Source organism: Bradyrhizobium sp. BR 10289 (assembly GCF_019455385.1).
Lineage (GTDB): Bacteria > Pseudomonadota > Alphaproteobacteria > Rhizobiales > Xanthobacteraceae > Bradyrhizobium.
In genome coordinates, this window is record NZ_JACOFR010000024.1 from 87,807 (window position 1) to 103,868 (window position 16,062).

At 65.6% G+C, this 16,062-nt stretch carries 12 protein-coding genes and 1 pseudogene; 8 read left to right on the top strand and 5 right to left on the bottom strand.

Annotated elements, in window-relative coordinates; genetic code table 11:
- Positions 1 to 39: 39 nt before the first annotated feature.
- From HYH08_RS30205 to HYH08_RS30215, 3 genes are all read right to left on the bottom strand, one after another.
- Positions 40 to 1,023, bottom strand: coding sequence for a helix-turn-helix domain-containing protein (locus HYH08_RS30205; protein WP_220013465.1), 984 nt, complete (start codon positions 1,021 to 1,023; stop codon positions 40 to 42).
- 242 nt (positions 1,024 to 1,265) lie between these two features.
- Complete coding sequence (locus tag HYH08_RS30210; RefSeq protein WP_220013466.1) at positions 1,266 to 1,973, bottom strand: hypothetical protein; 708 nt, start codon at positions 1,971 to 1,973, stop codon at positions 1,266 to 1,268.
- Positions 1,974 to 2,091: 118 nt separating this feature from the next.
- The gene (locus tag HYH08_RS30215; RefSeq protein ID WP_220013467.1) at positions 2,092 to 4,950 is read right to left on the bottom strand and encodes an ATP-binding protein; all 2,859 of its coding nucleotides are present in this window, start codon (positions 4,948 to 4,950) and stop codon (positions 2,092 to 2,094) included.
- 323 nt (positions 4,951 to 5,273) lie between these two features.
- Here HYH08_RS30215 and HYH08_RS30220 point away from each other — a divergent pair, with 323 nt between their 5' ends.
- From HYH08_RS30220 to msrA, 6 genes are all read left to right on the top strand, one after another.
- Positions 5,274 to 5,942, top strand: a complete 669-nt coding sequence (locus tag HYH08_RS30220) for a sensor histidine kinase (protein WP_220013468.1) — start codon at positions 5,274 to 5,276, stop codon at positions 5,940 to 5,942.
- Positions 5,943 to 5,973: 31 nt separating this feature from the next.
- Positions 5,974 to 6,675, top strand: coding sequence for a VOC family protein (locus HYH08_RS30225; protein WP_220013469.1), 702 nt, complete (start codon positions 5,974 to 5,976; stop codon positions 6,673 to 6,675).
- A gap of 249 nt (positions 6,676 to 6,924) precedes the next feature.
- Positions 6,925 to 8,238, top strand: coding sequence for an epoxide hydrolase family protein (locus HYH08_RS30230; protein WP_220013470.1), 1,314 nt, complete (start codon positions 6,925 to 6,927; stop codon positions 8,236 to 8,238).
- Positions 8,239 to 8,304: 66 nt separating this feature from the next.
- Positions 8,305 to 9,153, top strand: a complete 849-nt coding sequence (locus tag HYH08_RS30235; RefSeq protein WP_220013471.1) for an enoyl-CoA hydratase/isomerase family protein — start codon at positions 8,305 to 8,307, stop codon at positions 9,151 to 9,153.
- Positions 9,154 to 9,262: 109 nt separating this feature from the next.
- The gene (locus HYH08_RS30240) at positions 9,263 to 9,685 is read left to right on the top strand and encodes an OsmC family protein (protein ID WP_220013472.1); all 423 of its coding nucleotides are present in this window, start codon (positions 9,263 to 9,265) and stop codon (positions 9,683 to 9,685) included.
- 135 nt (positions 9,686 to 9,820) lie between these two features.
- A complete protein-coding gene (gene msrA, locus HYH08_RS30245; protein ID WP_220013473.1) occupies positions 9,821 to 10,336 on the top strand; it encodes a peptide-methionine (S)-S-oxide reductase MsrA in 516 nt (171 codons plus the stop codon).
- A gap of 110 nt (positions 10,337 to 10,446) precedes the next feature.
- Here the strand turns inward: msrA and HYH08_RS30250 are convergent, their stop codons facing one another.
- Entirely contained in the window at positions 10,447 to 13,293 is a 2,847-nt protein-coding gene (locus HYH08_RS30250; protein WP_220013474.1) for an ATP-binding protein, read from the bottom strand.
- Positions 13,294 to 13,589: 296 nt separating this feature from the next.
- On the opposite strand from HYH08_RS30250, the gene HYH08_RS30255 reads away from it, so the two are divergent.
- On the top strand, positions 13,590 to 14,579 hold the full coding sequence (locus HYH08_RS30255; protein WP_220013476.1) for a Bug family tripartite tricarboxylate transporter substrate binding protein: 990 nt from the start codon (positions 13,590 to 13,592) through the stop codon (positions 14,577 to 14,579).
- A 6-nt stretch (positions 14,580 to 14,585) separates the two neighbouring features.
- Here HYH08_RS30255 and HYH08_RS30260 read toward each other — a convergent pair.
- Positions 14,586 to 15,724 (bottom strand): annotated as a pseudogene (locus HYH08_RS30260) (MFS transporter).
- Positions 15,725 to 15,838: 114 nt separating this feature from the next.
- Between HYH08_RS30260 and HYH08_RS30265 the strand changes: the two are divergent.
- Positions 15,839 to 16,062: hypothetical protein (locus HYH08_RS30265; RefSeq protein WP_220013477.1), on the top strand; the 224-nt coding region annotated here is incomplete at its 3' end.

Below are 16,062 nucleotides of genomic sequence, written 5' to 3' on the forward strand. Positions count from 1 at the left end.
CGCAGATGGCAGGGCACTTGCGCCAAAGGTGTTACAGACTCAAGCGGCCGCGCTGGCGATCCAGTCGTTGCCAGCCGCGGGCCGGCTTCGCGGCAATGCTTCGACGTCATTATGCTCGCCCTTGCTGGCAAGGCGCCAGCGTGCCGGCGATTGGCCGCTCATGCGCTTGAACACGGTCGAGAAATGCGCCTGCGTGCTGAATCCGACGGCGAGTGCGATCTCGGCCAGCGGACGCCCGGTCGTCGTGAGCAGCATCTTGGCGTGCTCGATCCGGTAATTGAGCAGATATTCGCGCGGGCGATAGCCGGTCGCGGCGCGGAACTGCGCGGCGAAGTGCATGCGCGAGAGGCCTGCGACATTCGCGAGCTCGGACAGGCTCAGGCACCGGTCGAAATGATCGGCAATATGCTGCTCGACACGCCGCAGCCGCCATTTTGGCAGGGCATTTACCTTGGCGCGCGGCGGCTCCAGCCGGGTGAGATGCGCAGCGAGGGTCTGCCCGATGCAGTGCGTGAACCGGTGGTCTGGCGCATCGCCACGCGTGATCAGTGCCCGGGCCAGCTGCGCCGCGAGCGGATCACGCAGCAGCACCAGGTCGTTCAATCCGTCGGTCATCGCCAACTCCGCTGGAAAATGATCGGTGGAGATGTGGAAGTGCAGGAACGCGCAAGGCGCGTGGAATTGCGCGGCGAGCGGCTTCGACGGTGCGCTGACATACAGCGTCCCCGCCGGCATGGTGCCTTCGAAAACGATCTGGCGGTCCCGGGTCAGCTTCGCGCGCGTCGTCTTCAGCGCGATGCCGACGAAATAACGGTCGTCCGGCGTCGTCGCCTCGTGCGACGAGGTGTCGCGCGGATCGTCCCATCGCGAGATCGCGATGGCCTCGCCCGCAGTCTCCTCATTGCAGTCGATCTGGCGCCATTTGCTTTCTCGCGCGATCGCCTGCGTATCCTGCGATGCCTCACAATTGCGCGGGGCGGCTTGAAAATCGATCCTGGTGTGCGGTTGCAAGTCGGTGAACATCGTTCGTCCTCTCTCGTCCCAGGGACCGCTTGTCGCGGCCGGCGAACGCACAAGTCCCGCGTTCGGTATGCTGGAAGAGTAAGCGCGTGCGCGCCAGGATGCTCGTTAGTGGTGATTAGGAGTTGTTAGTTGTTGTGTGAGCGCGAGTGGTGTGACAGGCTGCCGCAGCCGACTCCATTTTACCAAATTTTACAACTCGCTGGGATCGAGAGGCGTCGTGACGTCGGCGCTCGTCTGCCGCGCTATTCGAACACGGCGTCGAAAATCTCCACATCCATCAGCACGGGCTTGGCAATCGCGTTTCCGTCAGGTTGCAGCGTCTGCACACGCCGCAGCGTCGGCACCACGATGCCGCTGAAACTGTCATGAGCCCAGGAGTGATGCGTGACCTTCATCCCGAAGAGATCGTGATCGGTGCGCCGTTGCAGCGCGTTCGCATCGAAATAGAAGGTCTGCTCGGGCGCAAGCGTGATCAGGTGCGGCGGAAATTGCGCCCTCATCCGCCGCCAGGTCTCGGTGCCTTCATGCCAGGGGGCCAACTCCTCCACCACGACGTCGGGATGTGCCAGCAGAAACGGGATCGTCAGATAATTCCAGATCGCGACGCCGCAGAAGAAGACGAGATGCAGCTCGTCGGCAAGTGCGGGCGAGCTCGCGTCCGGGAACGCAAGGCTCGGATTGGGCCAGGTCCGTAGCACCGCGCCATCAAGGCTTTCGATCGTGATCGCGTCCGGCTGAAAGCAGCCCGAATGTTCTCCCCCGGTGATGCCGGTGAAGCGGATGGATTGCGTGCGGGTCGATCCCTCCGCAGTCACGTCCTTGAACTCGCGGGCATGCCCTGCGCTGGAGAACAGCGTTCCGCTGACGGACAGATGGAGCGTGAACCGGTTCAAGCTGTTCCAGCGGGCCAAACCGCCGCTGGCATCGATTACGTCGTCAAGAAGAGCCATGTCCCGCCATTTCCGCCGTGAATTGCCAACACCATGGCGGGGCGAATGCGGCTTGGCGTGTTAGAAGTTGTTAGGAGTTGCGAGCGCTCGGAATGGCGGTATCCCGTTGAAGATACTCTCAATTCAGCGCGGCCAGGAGCCCCCTTGCGGCGACGAGATCGCGGCTCTGGAGGCCTTCCTGATAGCGCGCGATGAGCGGGGCGAGCAGGTCACGCGCTTCGCCTGCTTTTCCGGCCTGGCGCCAGAGCTGGCCGAGGCTGATCGCCCCGCGCAGCTCCCAGCCGAGCGCGCATTGCCGCCGCGCCAGGTCGAGCGATGTCCGCAGGCACTGCTCGGCCTCCGCCGCATGGCCCGATCGGGCCAGGATGTCTCCCTTGACCCGAAGCATCTCCGGCATGTCGAAGGATTCGCCGTGATCGGGGATCTCCGCGATGGCCTCGTTGATGGTCTGCAAGGCCTCGTCCGGCTGGTTCTGGGCGGCGAGGCCCTCCGCGAGCGCGGTGGCGAACACCGTCGTCATGATGCGGTGCCGCGTCGCGTACAGCGTCGCCTGGCTGCGGCGCAGATGCTCGATGCCGCCGGCGACGTCGCCGCGGCTCAGCAGCAGCTTGCCTTTCTGGCCGATGCCGACAGCGTGATAGGGACCGAGGAAGTGCCGTGCGGAATGATCAATCAGCCGCTCGATCAGGGCCTCGGCATTGGCCCAGTCGCCGACCCAGAGGAAGACGTAGATGGTCCAGATCAGGGCGATGCCGAGCGTGAGCGGCTGCTCGAGCAGCTCGGCCTCGCGCACGGTGTATTTCGCCGCCTCGACGGCGCGATCGGGCCGGCCGGTGAGCCAGAGCCCGCGCGCCAGCGCCACCAGCGCGACGATGCGGTCGTCATAGCCGAGATGGCCGATGTTCAGCCGTTGCGAGCCGGGATTGTGCACCATCGCGCTGGCGCAGAGCTGCACGGCCTCGTCCTGATGGCCGATCAGATGATGCGCGACGCCGAGCATCCATTCCACGTTCAGCGCGGCGGCCGGATCGTTCAGTTTTCGCGCGACAGTTTCGCCCTGTGCACCGGTCCCGAGCGCACCGTGGAAATCGCCGACCCTGGTCAGATAGATGTGCAGGCCGCGCAGCAGCCACAGCTGCCAGTGCAGATCCTCGAGCTCCTGCGCCAGCTGGAGACTGCGTGTGAACGCCGACCGCACCGCCTCAGTATTGCCTTGCGTGAACATCACGGAAACGCCGAGCGCGGCTTGAAGTGTCATCTCCTGGCGGCTGTCCAGCTTGCCCGCGGCGGATGCGGCCAGCGCCTGCTGTGCCCAGCGAAAACACTCCGTCAGCAAGGTCAGCTCGAGGAAGAACTGCGCGGCAGACGCTGCCAGATCCACGCCGATGGCCCGGTCGCCGCCGGCCGAGAAGCTCCAGGTCAGCGCGGCCCGGACATTGGGCAAATGGTCGGCATAGGGGAGAAAGCCGCCTGCCGTCTGCATGCCCGTCGACTTGAGCGCGATGTCGCGGAGGAAATCGCGAAAATATTCGGCGTGCGCGCGCGAAACCCGGGCCGCTTCGCCGTGCTCGGCGAGCTTATCGCCGACAAAGGCGCGGGTGGTGTCGAGCAGGCGATAGCGCAGCCGCCGCTCCGCGGGCGAGGTCGCGATCAGCGATTTGGAGAGCAGGTTGGAGATCGCCTCGACCGCCTCGGGCTCGCCGATGCCCTGGCAGGCCGCGACGGCAAGCGCGGCTTCGAAGGTGAACGGTCCGACGAACACCGATAATCCGCGCAGCGTCGCGCTTTCGGCGGCCGGCAGCAGATCGTAGCTCCAGGCGAGCGCCGCACCGAGGGTCTGGTGCCGCGGGATCGCGGTGCGCCGCCCCCGCCACAGCAGCGAGAAGCGGCTGTCGAGCAGCGAGGCGGTCCCGGCAATGCCATAGGCATTGACGCGTCCGGCCGCGAGCTCGATCGCCAGCGCGATGCCGTCCAGCCGCCGGCAGATTTCGGCGACGAGCGGCGCGTCCTCGTCGCTGAGCTCGAACTCGCTCAGGCTTTCGGCAATGCGTTCCACGAAGAGCTGGCTTGCGGGATAGGCAAGGATGTCGGCAATGCCGAGCCCGTCGCGCTCCGGCGGGCAGTCCAGCGGAAACAGCCGGTGGACGCGCTCACCGTCGGTGCGGAAGGATTCGCGGCTGGTGGCGAGGATATGCAGCTCGCTTGCCTCTTGGACGATGCGCTCGGCGAGCGGCGCGAGCTCGTCGAGGACGTGCTCGCAGCTGTCGAACACCAGCAGCGTTCGCCGGCTGCGCAGGAACGTCAGCAGGACCGGCATCGGGTCGTCGGAATTGATGGTCAGGCCGAGCGCGGCCGCAATCGTGCCGGGAACCAGCCCGGCATCGGTCAGCGCACCGAAATCGACGAAGCAGACCTGGCCGCCGAAGGCATCGACCTCGCGGTGCGCGACGGCGAGCGCGACCGAGGTTTTGCCGATCCCGCCGGGACCGACGATGGTAACGAAGCGATGCAGGGCGAGCTCGGCGCAAATCTTCTCGACGGCGTCGTCCCGTCCGATCATTCTCGCCAGCGGCGAGGGCAGTGCGTGGGGCGAAGCGACAGGCAGGCTGGCCCGGTTCTCCGAAGCCGGGGAGCGAAGCAGCGGTGCCGTGAAACAATAGCCGCGCCCGGGGACATTGACGACGTAGCGTGAGCTTTCGCCGGCATCGCCTAAAGCCTTGTCGCTCAAGGCCTTGCGCAGTGCCGTGATGTGGAAGCGCAGGCTGCCTTCATCGACGGTCACGTCGGACCAGACCCGCTTGATCAACTCCCGCTTGTCCACAACCTCGCCGGCGCGTTCGGCGAGACAAATCAGGATGTCGAGCGCGCGGCCGCCGAGATGCAGTGGCGCGCCGTCCTTCTCCAGCAGCCGCGACTTTGCAAACAGCCGGAATGGTCCGAAGGAGATCGCCGAATCCTGGTCGTTGGTCTCCGGCACGGTCCCGATGATTCCAGTGAAAGGGGGCAATGTCTGCGCTTTGGTCTACCAGAACGAGGTGGTCAGTAAACTGGCCGAAAGTGGCGAAATCGCGTGGATCGCACGCGTTGCGCGTAGTCGTCGCAAATTTCGCTTAAACGCGAGCGGTTTACGTTGCGGCCAGAACAATTCGTCAGCAGATGACGCTCGCTGCGACAGTCCGTGCTGCCCTGTTGTGATAGCGCCGATCATAACAGAATCTTGCAACGTCTAACGAGCAAAACGCCCGCGACGCATCCAGTATGGCCTTCAGATCAAGTCCTGTTCCCACTGGGGAGGCTATCATGTCCGGTATCGGCTCCATGCCGAACGGCGGCGCCGTTCGATCTCCATTCGTCGTCAGTCCTGATGATCAGTCGCGTGATTGGGAGCTCGTGCTCCGGGAGTCTCACCATCGTATGAAGAACACGCTGACGCTGCTCGGTGCGTCAGTTCGCCGCGATTTTACACGGACGGGCACGAGAGACGTGTCGCTGGCAGTGGACCGGTTCGAGCGGCGCATCGTCGCCTTTGGCAGGCTCTACCAGCTGCTGTCTGACAATGACGAGCCGTCGCTGGTCTCTGTCGACACCTTCTTCGAAAATCTATGCGCAGCAATCTCCGAGGCTGTGCTGGAGCCGGCGGGAATCCGCTGCGAGGCCGCGATCGGAAGCGGCACGCTGCCGGCGTCGCAATGCCATCGGCTCGCGCTGATGCTGACGGAGCTGGTCACCAACGCGGCCAAGCACGCCTTCCCAGACAAGAGCGGCGCGCTGATCCGCATCGACGTCGCGAATCGTGATGGCGCCTGGGTCTGCACGGTGGCCGATAACGGCATCGGCGCGACCGCGCCCCTCCAGGGCACCGGCAGCCGCATCCTCGAAGGCCTCGCGCGCAGCATCCACGCGCGGCTGCAGGGCGAAGCGGGGCAGGGCGGCACGCGGGTCACCATCGTGATGCCGATCGCCGCCTGACATCCTCTCAACTCGAACCCGGGAGCCCGACATGGCCACACGCGACATCGACCGCGACGCCGCGGCCAGTTCCTTGAACAAGCCTCCGAAATCGCGCCGCGTCGACCTGAAGCTCGAGGTGATTGTCATCCCGGTGTCCGATGTCGACCGCGCCAAGGCGTTCTATGCGCGGCTCGGCTGGCGACTGGATGCCGACTTTGCATCCGGCGATGGCTGGCGCGTGATCCAGTTTACGCCGCCGGGCTCGGCCTGCTCGGTGATTTTCGGCAAGAACGTCACGGCGGCTGCGCCAGGATCAGTGCGTGGACTCTATCTGATCGTCTCCGATCTGGACGCCGCGCGACAAGACCTGCGTGAGCGTGGCATCGAGGTCAGTGAACCCTTTCACGGCGGCGGCGATGTTCACGCCGGGACCGACGAGCCATATCTGTTCGGCAGCGTTCGCGTCAGCGGCGCCGATCCCAAGCACGGCAGCTACAGCTCATTCGCTTCGTTCAGCGATCCCGACGGCAATGGCTGGCTGTTTCAGGAAGTCACCACACGATTGCCTGGCCGCATCGCGTCCGACGGCACCAATTTCGCCTCGACGGGGGATCTCGCCGCGGCCCTGCGCCGCGCGGCAGCAGCCCATGGCGAGCACGAGAAGCGCATCGGCGGTCACGACGATAACTGGCCCGACTGGTATGCCGACTACATCGTGCGCGAGCAGGCCGGGCAGAAGCTGCCGAGCTGAAGCTTGCGGCAGTCCCGCAATCACGGCGCGCGGTGATCTGGTCATCGCGCGCCGTTTTGTTTTGCGTTGGGTCGTCACAACGCGTCTCGCCCGCTCGCCTTGACGACGCAGACTCGCAACGACTAACGCGCCCTAACAAGCCATAACGAGCAAATCGGAAGCGCCTGCGCCAATCTCCTTGCACGACGAGGCGACGTCTCGATGATGAATCCGGTGAACACCACCGGCCAAAAGCAAGGGAGATCAACCATGACCAAGCAGAGCCGCACCGACATTCTCAACCCTGACCGTCGTCAATTGCTGGGCCAGGCTGCGATGACCGCGGTTGCCGCCGGCGTATCGAGCCTGTTGCCGCTGCATCCGGCGCAGGCGACTGCGGGCGAGGCGATCCGCCCGTTCCATGTTAGCGTGCCCGACGAGGATCTCATCGACTTGCGCCGTCGCCTCGCGGCAACGCGCTGGCCGGATCGCGAGATCGTCGTCGACCAGTCGCAGGGCGTGCAGCTGACGACGATCCAGCAGCTCGTGCGCTACTGGCAGAACGATTATGACTGGCGCAAGATGGAAGCGCGGCTGAACGCACTTCCGCAATTCGTCACCGAGATCGACGGCGTCGACATCCACTTCATCCATGTGCGCTCGCGCCATGAGAACGCGCTGCCGATGATCATCACGCATGGCTGGCCCGGCTCGATCATCGAGCAGATGAAGATCGTCGGACCGCTCACCGATCCGACCGCGCATGGCGCGACGGCGGCCGATGCGTTCGATCTCGTGATTCCCTCGCTTCCCGGCCACGGCTTCTCCGGCAAGCCGACATCGCTGGGCTGGGATCCCCAGCGCATCGCGCGCGCCTGGATCGTGCTGATGAAGCGGCTCGGCTACAACCGCTACGTCGCGCAGGGCGGCGATTGGGGCAACGCGGTCACCGAGCAGATGGCCGTGATCGCGCCGCCGGAATTGCTCGGTATCCACACCAACATGCCCGCGACCGTGCCCGACGATATCGCCAGGGCGCTTCAGCCCGGCGGGACGCGTCCCGAAAACCTCTCGCATGAGGAGCGCATCGCCTACGACCAGCTCGACGATTTCTACAAGCATGGCCTCGGCTATGCGATCGAGATGTCGAACCGGCCGCAGACGCTTTATGGCCTCGTCGACTCGCCGGCGGGCCTGGCGTCCTGGATGCTCGATCACGATGCGCGTAGCGCTGCGATGATTGCACGCGTGTTCGACGGCAAGACCGAGGGCCTGTCGCGCGACGACGTGATCGACAACATCACGCTCTATTGGCTCACCAACACCGCGGTGTCGTCGGCGCGGCTCTACTGGGAGAACAAGCTGGTGTTCTTCGAGCCGAAGCACATCCAGATCCCGGTCGCCGTCAGCGTCTTCCCCGACGAGATCTATGCGGCGCCGCGCAGCTGGGCCGAGAAGGCCTATCCGAAGCTGATGCATTACAACCGCCTGGACAGAGGCGGCCACTTCGCCGCCTGGGAGCAGCCGGCGCTGTTCACGGCGGAAATGCGCACCGCGTTCCGCCCGCTGCGCCAGTCGATCTGACGCGAGCAGGGGCGTGCGTCGGACTGCGCCCCCTTTCCCAAAACACCCATATGAGGAGTGATGGCAATGAACCGCCCCGTACAGATCTTCACGACCGAGGACATTCGCCTGGAACGCCGCCTGCCGTCATACTGGCGCGTCACCTTTGACATGCCGCCCGTCAACATCTTCGGCCCAAAGCACCTTCCGCTTCTGGGCGATATCGTCACCGAGATCGAGTCCGATCGGGATGTGAAGGTGGTCGTGTTCGACAGCGCCGTCGAAGGCTTCTTCCTCACGCATTACGACTTCCTCGCGCCGCTCGAGGACTCGCTGAAAATCCCGCCGGGGCCGACCGGCCTCCAGGCGCTGCCCGACATGCTGGTGCGCCTCAGCCGCGCGCCCGTTGTCTCGATCGCGGCGATCCGCGGCCGCGCGACCGGCGTTGGTAGTGAGCTCGCGCTCGCCAGCGACATGCGCTTTGCCAGCCGCGAGAAGGCGATCCTGTCGCAATGGGAGGTCGGCGCGGGCCTCGTGCCCGGCGGCGGGCCGATGGCGCGGCTGCCGCGCCTGATGGGCCGCGGCCGCGCGCTCGAAGTGCTGCTGGGCGCCGATGACGTCCACGGCGATCTCGCCGAACGCTACGGCTATGTCAACCGGTCGCTGCCGGATGCCGAGCTCGACGGTTTTGTCGAGGCGCTCGCGATGCGCATCGCCTCATTCGACAAGGAAGCGATTGCCGAGACCAAGCGTCTTGTCGATGTCGCGAGCTTGCCGCCGGACGACGAGATCAAGCCGGAATGGGACGCGTTCCTGGCCGCACTCGGCCGTCCTGCCAGCCAGAGCCGCATCAAGGCGCTGATGGCACGCGGCTTCCACCGCGCCGGCGACGTCGAGAATCGCCTGGGCTTCCACGTCGGGCAGATCGGCAGCTGACGGAACCGCTGCGGCGCTCGGCCGGTTGGACGGGCGAGAGGCGGTCGTGCCAATGTCGCTTTCCTTCGGTACCGAGCGCCGGTGCTGAAATCAAACAAGGAGAACCACGATGATCCGCAAGGCAACTGCAGTCTGGAAGGGCACCGGCCGCGACGGCACCGGGCATATCTCGAGCGAATCCGGCGTGCTCGCCGACACGCCCTATTCGTTCAAGACCCGCTTCGAGAACGAGAAGGGCACCAATCCCGAGGAATTGATCGCGGCCGCCCACGCCGGCTGCTTTACGATGGCGCTCGCCTTCGGTCTTCAGATGGCCGGCTTCACGCCGACCGAGCTTTCGACCGAAGCCGCGGTGACGCTCGAGCCGGAAGGCAAGGGTTTCAAGATCAGCAAGTCGGCACTCACGCTGCGCGCCAAGGTGCCGAACCTCGACGACGCAGGTTTTGCCAGGATCGCCGGCGAAGCCGAGAAGAACTGCCCGGTGTCGAAAGTGCTCAACGCCGCGATCACGCTCGACGCCAAGCTGGGGTAGGGGCTGGCGTTCAATCATTGTCCATCCGGTTCTCGGAACCGGGTGGACATAGGCGACATACCCGGCTTTCGGCGGAGCCGCCGAATGCTTATGTTGTATGAGACGCAGGACGGACAGACAATTGGGAGCGGACAGATGACGACAGAGCGCGCAGTTTTGGCCGGAGGCTGTTTCTGGGGCATGCAGGATCTGATCCGCAGGCAGCCGGGCGTGATCTCCACCCGCGTCGGTTACACCGGCGGGCACGTCAAGAACGCCACCTATCGCAATCACGACGGCCACGCCGAGGCCATCGAGATCATCTTCAACCCGGCGAAGACCAGCTTCCGGACCATGCTGGAATTCTTCTTCCAGATCCACGACCCGACCACGCTCAATCGTCAGGGCAACGATATCGGCACCAGCTATCGCTCGGCGATCTTCTACACCAGCGACGAGCAGAAGCGGATCGCCGAAGACACCATCGCCGACGTCGAGGCCTCCGGCCTGTGGCCCGGCAAGGTGGTGACCGAGGTCGCGCCAGCGGCCGAGTTCTGGGAGGCAGAGCCGGAGCATCAGGATTATCTCGAACGTTATCCCGACGGCTACACCTGCCACTTCATCCGGCCCGACTGGAAGCTGCCGCGGCGTGCGGCGGCTGTGGGAGGCTAAAGCATGATCCGGAAAAGTGCGAAGCGGTTTTCCGAAAAGATCATGCTCAAACGATAACCTAAAGCGCGATGACGATTCATCCCAATCTCATCGCGCTTTGGATCGGCGCGTCAGCCTCGCAATTGCGCGATCAGCTCGCGCGCGGAGCGCATGTCGGCGATGTCGGCGCCTTCGGTGAAGGAGCCGGTGACGTCCTCGAGAACGTCCAGAGCCCCGGCGGTCTGGCCGGCCCGGATCATCAGGCGTGCGAGGCTGATAGCGGAGCGTAATCGCCAGAAGCGCGCTCCCTGCCCGGCGGCCATGTCTAGGGCGTCGCGGAAATGCGCTTCGGCGCCTTCTGAATTCCGAGCGCTCCTGTGCATCAACTCGCCCTTGATGCGGATCAGCTCCGGCAGGTACCACAGCTCCTGCCGGTCGTTGCAGCGGGTCAGGGTGTCCTCGATCACGTCGAGGCCGCGGTCGATCTGGCCGGCCTCGAGACAGCCCGCGGCGAGTTCGCCGAGCAGGGGAAGGAAGCGCGGCAGGAAGCGCGCATCGCCGGCGCGATTGAGCTCTTCGCGCAGCAGCGGCAGGCCGGTCGCCGCGTCGCCGCGCCTGGTTGCGACCGCCGCGTTGAAGGCGCGCGCCCACAGGCCCCACAGCCGGATCGCATGGCGTTCGGTGTGTTCGAGCAGCTCGGTGCCGTGGCGCTCGGCAGCGTCGAAATCGCCGGCCCAGAATGCGATCGGGCAGGCGGCCTGCCCGAGCACGCTGCAGAAGGTCAACGCGTGGTCGTTGGTGCGGCCTTCCTCGATGTTTCTCGCCGCGAGCGCCCGGGCCTGGTCGGCAAGGCCTTGCAGCCACAGGATGCGGGCGCGGAAATATTGCGTGGATATTCTGAGGTCGAGCGGGAAGATCTTCGGCTTCTCCGCCAGCAGATGCAGCGATGCGTTGACGCGGTCGATGCGGACGCGCGCATCGTTCTGCTCGCCGAGATAGTGCAGCGTCACGGCCGTCAGCCGGTCGCCCAGCATGACATCGGTCCTGTCGGGCGAGTTCGCCGCGGTGCTGGCAAAGCGATCGGCCAATTCGCGCGCCTTGCCGAACTGCCCGTTGTTGAACTGGTCGATGGACAGGCCCCACAGCGCGCGCAGACGGAAATCCTTGTCGTCGAGCCTGTCGGCGAGCTCCAGGGTTGCCTCGAGGATCGGGCGCGCCTCGCGCGCGCGGCCTTCGCCATACATCAGCGACCAGCCGAGCGCCGCCAGCAGTTGCATGCGGATACGGTCATTGCCGCCATCGACGAGCGCGGCAAGCGCCGTTTTGACGCGCTCGCGGCATTCGGCGAACAGCGACAGGCGGATCCACAGCGTCACCGCGGCCGCCGTCAGCTCGATCCCGAGCGCGGTGTCGCCGTTGGGCCCGAAGGCCCAGTTCAGCGCCGTGCGCACATTGTCCAGCTCGGCGCCATAGATGCCCAGCCATTCCGGCTGCGGTGTCGTCGTGTCGGTCTCGGCACGCGCGAACAAATCGCGGAAATGCTCGGCATGGCGCCGCGCGACCTTCCTGGTCTCGCCGAGCTCGTTGAGCTTGCCATGCGCATAGGTGCGCGTGGTGTCGAGCAGCCGGTAGCGCAGCGTCCGCGAGCCCGACGGCGAGATCAGCGATTTGGTGACGAGGCTGTCGATCGCCTCCAGCGTCTCCGATGCGCTGAGACCGTCGCCAGCCGCAACCGTGGCGGCGGCCTCCGGCGCGAACGGGCCGGCAAAGACCGACAACCGCCGCAAGGTGGTACTCTCGGCCGGAGGCAGCAGGTCGTAGCTCCAGTCGAGCGCGGCGGCGAGCGTCTGGTGCCGCGGCACGGCGGTGCGCCGGCCGCGCCATTGCAGCGAGAAGCGGCTGTCGAGCAGCGAGGCCGTGCCCGCGATGCCATAGGCATTGACGCGCCCCGCCGCGAGCTCGATCGCGAGCGCGATGCCGTCGAGCCGCCGGCAGATGCTCGCGACCAGCGGAGCCTCTTCCGCGCTGAGCTGGAATGGCCCGGAGCTTTGTGCGATTCGCTCCACGAACAGCTGGGCCGCGGGGTAGCCGAGGACCTCGTTGACGCTCAGATCCTCGCGATCCGGCGGACAATCCAGCGGAAACAGCCGGAAGATGCGTTCGCCTTCGCTGCGGAACGATTCGCGGCTGGTTGCGAGCACGCGCAGCTGCGGCGCGTCGCGAACGATGCGCTCGACGAGCGGGGCGAGTGCATCCAGCACATGCTCGCAGCTGTCGAAGATCACCAGGGCGGGACCGGATTTCAGGAACGTCAGCAGCGCCGGCGTCGGATCCTCCGCGCTGATGGTCAGCCCGAGCGCGGAGGCAATGGTGGTGACGATATGGCTGGCATCCCGGAGCGGACCGAAATCGACGAAGAAGACGCGCCCGCCGAAATCCGCCGAGCGGCGGTGCCCGACGGTGACGGCGACGGCGGTCTTGCCGATGCCGCCCGGGCCGACCACGGTCATGAAGCGATGGAGCGACAACCCGTTCGCGATCTTCTCGATGACCTCCTCGCGTCCGACCATCTTCGCAAGCTGGATCGGCAGGGAGCGAAGCGGCGCGGGGTCGACGGCGAGGGGCGCGGCCGCTGCCGCCGGCGGCGCGGCCTGGGCGAGCGAGGCCACGAAGCAATAGCCGCGGCCGGGAACGTTGACGACGTAACGGGCGGACTTGCCGGTATCGCCGAGCACCTTGCGCAGCGATGCAACGTGGAAGCGCAGGCTGCCCTCGTCGACATTGACGTCGGCCCAGATACGCTTGACCAGCTCCCGCTTGTCGACGACTTCACCGGGGCGTTCGGCCAGGAAGATGAGAATATCGAGCGCACGGCCACCGACGTGAAGCGGCGAGCCCTCTTTTTCCAAGAGCCGCGACTTCGGAAACAGTCGGAATGGCCCAAAGGAAATGGCCGAGTCTTCGCTACGATCTGGCACGCGCCATGGCCCCCGCAACGGGAGTCTGAAAGGTATTCATTTCTGGTCTATCAGAACGATCCGTACAGTAAACTGGCCGAAAGGTGTGGGCAGGTCTGGCAGTCCTGCGTGGATGGCGTGGGTCGCGCGATCTCCTGAAAAGTTATTTAAAGCTAAGGGCTTACTTCGCCTGATTGTGACCATGACGGCAGCTCCTTACCCGGATGTCGCATTGACGGCGGCCCTGGATTGCTGCGATGGGACGGGCCGGGAGCCGGTCCCGTATCGACAGTGACACCCGCTTCCGGAATTGAGACATGCCTTCCTTCTCGCGGCGACAGCTCGTCCATGCGCTATCGGGCGCAGCGGCGCTGGCCGCCATTCCCTGCCGCGGGCAAGCCGCCGATTATCCGTCCCGCCCCATTCGTCTCGTGCTGCCCTACGGAGCCGGCGGCGCGGGCGACCAGATCGGGCGTCCCTGGGTCGACAAGATGTCGTCGCTGCTCGGGCCGACTTTCGTGGACTATATCGGCGGTGCGGGTGGTGCGATCGGAGCTGCCACGGTGGCGCGCGAGGAGCCCGACGGCTACTCGCTGCTGCTCGGCAATGGCTCGACGCAGGTCATCATTCCCCTGACCTCGAAAAATCCCGGCTATTCCGTCGGCGATTTCCGCGCCATCTACCGCCTGATCAGCACCGCGCTGGTTTTTGCCGTCCATCCGTCGGTGCCTGCCAGGGACCTGCGCGAACTCGTCACCTATGCAAAGGCCAATCCAGGAAAGCTGTCCTACGGGACTCCCGGCATCGGGACCGGAAATCATCTGGTCGGCGAATCGTTCAAGCTGCAGGCCGGTGCGCTGGACATGGTTCATGTGCCGTATCGGGGCATTTCGCAGGCGACCAACGATCTCGCAGGCGGCCAGATTTCGCTCGTCGTCGGCGTCATGTCCGACCAGCTGAAGCAACTGGGCGAGGCCGGGAAGGTCAGGCTGCTGGCGGTCACCAGCGAGAAGCGGCTGAGCGGCGCGCCGGAGATTCCGACCGCGGTCGAATCCGGTCTGCCGGATCTGCGCTATGAAGGCTGGTTCGGCATCTTCGCGCCGAAACGGACCGACGATGCGATCATCGACCGGATCGCGCAGGCAACGCGCCTCGCCATGGCGGACCCGGCGATGCAGGCGAACTACCGTGCCCAGGGCATCGAGCCCGACAGCGATTCGAGCCCCGACAAATTCCAGCGCATCATCGATGCGACGATGGCGAGCCTTGCGCCCGTGATCAAGTCGATCGGACTGAGCAATCTGTGAGATCGCTCAGGCGTCCTTGCGGGTGACAATGCGCGCCGACAGCGTGACGAGACCCATCAGCGCGGCGAGCAGCCAGAACGCCGTCGGCAATCCGACAACACGCGCGATGAAGCCGATACCGGCGGGACCGATGAGAACGCCGGCATAGCCCGCGGTCGTGATGGCCGCGACTGCGAGCCCCGTCGGCATCACGGTCTGCCGCGCCGCCCGGCGGAACAGCACCGGCACGAGGTTCGAGGCGCCGAGGCCGATCAGCAGGAAGCCGCCGATCGCAGCCGCCGCTACCGGCGCCGTGAGCAGCACGACAAACCCCGCGATGGCGATGAGGCTGCCCCAAAGCAGCGTCATCCGATCGCCGATGCGCGCAACGACGGCATCGCCTCCCAGCCGCCCGATCGTCATCGCGATCGAGAACACGATATAGCCGGTCCCGCCCTGCGTCTCGGAGACGAGGCCCGCGCCGATCACGAGCAGCGCACCCCAGTCGAGCATGGCGCCTTCGACGAGGAAGGTGATGGCGCCGAGCAGCGCCAGCAGCAGCACCGAGCCGTGCGGCAGCACGAACAGCGGCCCGTCCGCAGCCGGCATGGCGCGAAGCAGGCGCGGCCAGGCGGCCAGCATCGCGATCAGCATCAGGACGGAGCAGATCAGTGTGCAGGGGAGCGCGCCGAATTGCAGCGAGAGCAGCGCGGTCATCAAGGCCGATCCGGCAAAGCCGCCGATGCTGAACAGGGCGTGGAAGCCGGACATCAGTGGACGCGCCGCCGCACGCTCGACCTCGACCGCGTGAATGTTCATGGCGACGTCGATAGAGCCGAGCGCGGCGCCGAATGCGAGCAGCGCCAGCGCCAATGTCGCAGGCGAGCCGGCGATGGTCAGCAGCGGCAGCACCAGAGTGAGGCCGAGCCCGCCGCAATGATGATCGGCTTGCTGCCGTAGCGTGCGCTCAGGATGCCGGTCAGAAGCATCGCGAGGACCGAGCCGATGCCGAGGCTGAGCAGCAGAAGTCCCAGCACGCCGTCGTCGACGCCAAGGCGCGTCTTCGCGAACGGCACCAGCGGTGCCCAGCACGCGATGCCGAAACCCGCAACGAGGAAGGCAAGCCGCGTCGCAAGGCGCGTCGCCGGCCGGTCGGCAGAAGACATGGGAACTCCGGGGAGAAAACAGTGGTGGGGAGAGTTGAGTGACGCGGGATTGTCGCGTCTTTATGTCAAGGTGGCGTCCGGTTTGTCGCAGGCCGGGTCGGTTGCGTAGTCCGGATGGAGCGACGTGCAATCCGGGCCCGCCATCGCGTGTCGAGCTTCCTGGATTACGTGAAGCCTGTCCTAGCGCGGGGCTTCGCGCTGACCCGGTGGCTTTATCCGGGCTACAAGATCGTGTGCTGCCTGTGGGGCAAAACACCCAATCGCTGGGTCAATCAACTCGCGCGAAATATTCCGCTTTACCGAAATTCGGATTTGTCGTATGTATCGCCCATCCCGGC

What these genes read in the sequence shown, in the direction of transcription:
- HYH08_RS30255 (WP_220013476.1), top strand. Translation starts at nt 13,590, where the DNA reads ATGCCTTCCTTCTCGCGGCGACAGCTCGTCCATGCGCTATCGGGCGCA.
- HYH08_RS30230 (WP_220013470.1), top strand. Translation starts at nt 6,925, where the DNA reads ATGACCAAGCAGAGCCGCACCGACATTCTCAACCCTGACCGTCGTCAA.
- HYH08_RS30220 (WP_220013468.1), top strand. Translation starts at nt 5,274, where the DNA reads ATGTCCGGTATCGGCTCCATGCCGAACGGCGGCGCCGTTCGATCTCCA.
- HYH08_RS30240 (WP_220013472.1), top strand. Translation starts at nt 9,263, where the DNA reads ATGATCCGCAAGGCAACTGCAGTCTGGAAGGGCACCGGCCGCGACGGC.
- msrA (WP_220013473.1), top strand. Translation starts at nt 9,821, where the DNA reads ATGACGACAGAGCGCGCAGTTTTGGCCGGAGGCTGTTTCTGGGGCATG.
- HYH08_RS30235 (WP_220013471.1), top strand. Translation starts at nt 8,305, where the DNA reads ATGAACCGCCCCGTACAGATCTTCACGACCGAGGACATTCGCCTGGAA.
- HYH08_RS30205 (WP_220013465.1), bottom strand. Translation starts at nt 1,023, where the DNA reads ATGTTCACCGACTTGCAACCGCACACCAGGATCGATTTTCAAGCCGCC.
- HYH08_RS30210 (WP_220013466.1), bottom strand. Translation starts at nt 1,973, where the DNA reads ATGGCTCTTCTTGACGACGTAATCGATGCCAGCGGCGGTTTGGCCCGC.
- HYH08_RS30225 (WP_220013469.1), top strand. Translation starts at nt 5,974, where the DNA reads ATGGCCACACGCGACATCGACCGCGACGCCGCGGCCAGTTCCTTGAAC.